The sequence below is a fragment of the Clavibacter lycopersici genome (assembly GCF_003576405.1).
GTDB lineage: Bacteria > Actinomycetota > Actinomycetes > Actinomycetales > Microbacteriaceae > Clavibacter > Clavibacter lycopersici.
Window position 1 is genome coordinate 1 of record NZ_QWGT01000270.1, and the last position, 3461, is coordinate 3461.

Here is a 3461-nt window from a genome sequence, read left to right on the forward strand (position 1 = left end):
GGCTCCGGCGCCGGCCGCTGCGGCCCCCGCGGCGGCACCCGTCGCCGATGCGGACGACGCGGACCGCTACCCGTCAGATCCCCTGCACAAGGACCTGGACGCCTACGAGCAGGTGGAGGCCGAGGGCGACGACGACGCCTGGGGCCTCACGGGGAGGGACTGACCCGTGGCGGACCGCAGCCCGTCGGGCGCGACCGGCACCGGGGCCCCGCGCGTCTGGCGCGCGGGCGACTCCCCGGCGAGCCCCTGGAACGTCGCCAACGTCCTCACGATCGTGCGGATCCTGCTGGCCCCCGTCTTCGTCGTCCTGCTCGCGGCCGACGACGGCGCGGACGGCGGGCTCCGTTACGCGGCGGCGGCCCTGTTCGTCGTCGCCATCGCGACCGACGGCGTCGACGGGCACATCGCGCGCAGCCGGGACCTCGTCACCGACCTCGGCAAGATCCTCGACCCCATCGCCGACAAGGTCCTCACGGGCGCCGCGCTCGTGATGCTCTCCGTGCTCGGCGAGCTCCCCTGGTGGGTCACGATCGTCATCCTGGTGCGCGAGCTCGGCATCACCGCGTACCGCTTCGCCGTGCTCCGCGACCGCGTCGTCGCGGCGTCCCGCGGCGGCAAGCTGAAGACGGTGGCGCAGGCCGTCGCGATCAGCGTGGCGCTGCTCCCGCTGTGGGACGTGGTGGGGGACGGCATGCACGTCGTCAACACCGTGCTGATGTCGATTGCGTTCGTCCTGACGGTGCTCTCCGGCCTCGACTACATGCGCCAGGCGCTGCGGGCGGAGCGTGCGTCGTGAGCGCGCAGGACGCCGTCACCGACGAGGAGCTCGCGGAGCGGGTCATCACCGCCCTCGTCGCGAGCGGCCGCCGCATCGCCGTGGCCGAGTCGCTCACCGGCGGCCTGCTGACAGCGGCCCTGGTGGGCGTCCCCGGCGCATCCCGCGCGCTGCTGGGCGGCATCGTCTCCTACGACACGGCGCTCAAGCGCACGATCCTCGGCGTCGAGTCGTCGATCCTCGCGGTGCACGGCGCGGTCCACCCGGACGTCGCGCGGCAGATGGCGCGCGGCGTGCGGCAGGTCTGCGCCATCGACGGGCGCCCCGCCGACGTCGGCGTCTCCACGACGGGCGCCGCGGGCCCGGATCCCCAGGACGGCCAGCGACCGGGCACCGCGTTCGTCGGCCTGTCCATCGACGGCGACTCGCGCGCCATCGCCCTGCACCTCGACGGGGACCGCCAGGCCGTCCGCGCCGGGGTCGTGCACGAGGCACTCGTGGCCCTCGTCGAGGCCCTGGATCCCGCCGGGAACATCTGATGCGGCTCCCGCGTTGTCGTAATCACGTTCACAAGCAACGCCCAGTGCCCCTGCTTAGCCTGAGTCCTCGGCCAGATGCTCACCCATCAGCCCCGGACCTCCGGTTCGATCAGGCACCAGGCGCAACGAGGAGGCACCCGTGGTTCTAGTCCGTCAGGAGATCGGCGACGTCCTTCGGGACTTCCGCCTGCAGAAGGGGCGCACGCTCCGCCAGGTCGCCAGTAAGGCCAGCGTCGCGCTCGGCTACCTCAGCGAGGTCGAGCGGGGCCAGAAGGAGGCGTCGAGCGAGATCCTCGCCTCAGTCGCCGAGGCCCTCGACACCCCCATCTCCGTCATCATGCGCGAGGTGGGCGACCGCCTGGCCGTCATCGAGGGGCTCAACCCCATCCCCGACACCATCCCTGACGACCTCGTCGCCGGCTTCGACAGCGACCTCGTCGCACGCTGATCCCCTCCGCACGGGCTCCCGCCCCGCCCGTCATCGCGACGGGCGGGGCGTCGTCGTCCGGGCGGCAGCCGGTAGCGTGGTCGGCATGCGACTGAGCGAGTTCCAGCGGGCCGTCTCCGACGAGTTCGGCGCCGGCTACGGGCCGGTGCTCGTCGCGGACCTCGTGCTCGGCGAGCTCGGCGGGCGCACGTCCGCGCAGGCGCTGAAGGACGGGACGCCGGCCCGCGAGGTGTGGCTCGCCCTGTGCCGCGCGCAGGACGTCCCGCGCTCGCGCTGGAACGGCGCCGGGGTTCCCGAGCCGCGCGCCTGACGCCGCTCCTCCCGTGACGCGCGCCGGATCCGGCGGCGATTCGCGGCGCGTCGTTCGAATATCCCTTCGAACGCGCGTAGTCTCCCCACAGGAGCGATTCAAAGCGCGGACTGCACAGGTCCGGCCCCTCCGGCAGCGATGTCGGCGGCGCCGCATAACGTGCACCTCGCGGACATCCCCCGTCGCCTTGTCGACACCGGTTCCCGCTGCCAGCGGCAACCGAACGACAGCCTGCAGGCACCCCACCTTCGACACGAGGAGCACCCCATGGCATCAACCGCAGACCGCGAGAAGTCGCTCGAGACCGCGCTCGCCCAGATCGACCGTCAGTTCGGCAAGGGCTCGGTCATGCGCCTGGGCAGTGACGAGCGCGCGCCCGTCGCCGTCATCCCCACCGGCTCCGTCGCGTTGGACGTGGCCCTCGGCATCGGCGGGCTCCCGCGCGGCCGCATCGTCGAGATCTACGGCCCGGAGTCCTCGGGAAAGACCACGCTGACGCTGCACGCCATCGCCAACGCCCAGCGCGCAGGCGGCATCGCCGCCTTCATCGACGCGGAGCACGCGCTCGACCCCGAGTACGCGAAGAAGCTGGGCGTCGACATCGACGCGCTCCTCGTCTCCCAGCCCGACACGGGTGAGCAGGCCCTCGAGATCGCCGACATGCTCGTGCGCTCCGGCTCCATCGACCTCGTCGTCATCGACTCCGTCGCGGCGCTGGTGCCGCGGGCGGAGATCGAGGGCGAGATGGGCGACTCCCATGTCGGCCTCCAGGCGCGCCTCATGTCGCAGGCGCTCCGCAAGCTCACCGGCGGGCTCAGCCAGACGCAGACCACCATGATCTTCATCAACCAGCTGCGCGAGAAGATCGGCGTGTTCTTCGGCAGCCCGGAGACCACCGCGGGTGGCAAGGCGCTCAAGTTCTACGCCTCCGTCCGCCTCGACATCCGCCGCATCGAGACCCTGAAGGACGGCACCGACGCGGTCGGCAACCGCACCCGCGTCAAGGTCGTCAAGAACAAGATGGCGCCGCCCTTCAAGCAGGCGGAGTTCGACATCCTCTACGGCACCGGCATCTCCCGCGAGGGCAGCCTCATCGACTTCGGCGTCGAGCACGAGATCGTCCGCAAGTCGGGCGCCTGGTACACGTACGACGGCGACCAGCTGGGCCAGGGCAAGGAGAACTCGCGCAAGCACCTCCTCAACAACCCGGAGATCGCGGCAGAGATCGAGCAGAAGATCAAGGTGAAGCTGGGCCTGGTCAAGGACCCGAACGCCACTGCTGACGCCGCTGCCGCGACCGACGCCGCGCCGGCCCCCGTCGCCGCCGTGGCGCCCAAGGCGTCCGCACGCAAGAGCGCCTGACCCGGCGTTCCCTCGGCGGGTGCGTCG

At 71.9% G+C, this 3461-nt stretch carries 5 protein-coding genes; all 5 read left to right on the forward strand.

Translation table 11 applies throughout. The features are described 5' to 3' along the window. Positions 1–166 precede the first annotated feature (166 nt). The 5 genes from pgsA to recA all read left to right on the forward strand — a co-directional run bounded on the left by pgsA (position 167) and on the right by recA (position 3434). On the forward strand, positions 167–796 hold the full coding sequence (gene pgsA / locus DZG00_RS13635) for a CDP-diacylglycerol--glycerol-3-phosphate 3-phosphatidyltransferase (RefSeq protein ID WP_119382801.1): 630 nt from the start codon (positions 167–169) through the stop codon (positions 794–796). After that, on the forward strand, positions 793–1314 hold the full coding sequence (locus tag DZG00_RS13640) for a CinA family protein (RefSeq protein ID WP_119382802.1): 522 nt from the start codon (positions 793–795) through the stop codon (positions 1312–1314). The genes pgsA and DZG00_RS13640 overlap by 4 nt, the downstream gene beginning before the upstream one ends. A 139-nt stretch (positions 1315–1453) precedes the next feature. Continuing rightward, entirely contained in the window at positions 1454–1762 is a 309-nt protein-coding gene (locus DZG00_RS13645; protein WP_043671362.1) for a helix-turn-helix domain-containing protein, read from the forward strand. Positions 1763–1847: 85 nt separating this feature from the next. Further along, positions 1848–2072 (forward strand): DUF3046 domain-containing protein, encoded by a 225-nt coding sequence (locus DZG00_RS13650; RefSeq protein WP_199688979.1) that lies wholly within the window; start codon positions 1848–1850, stop codon positions 2070–2072. 267 nt (positions 2073–2339) lie between these two features. After that, positions 2340–3434 carry a recombinase RecA gene (gene recA, locus DZG00_RS13655; protein ID WP_119382804.1) on the forward strand — a complete coding sequence of 365 codons (1095 nt, stop codon included), beginning with the start codon at positions 2340–2342 and terminating at the stop codon, positions 3432–3434. The last annotated feature ends 27 nt before the right edge of the window (positions 3435–3461 follow it).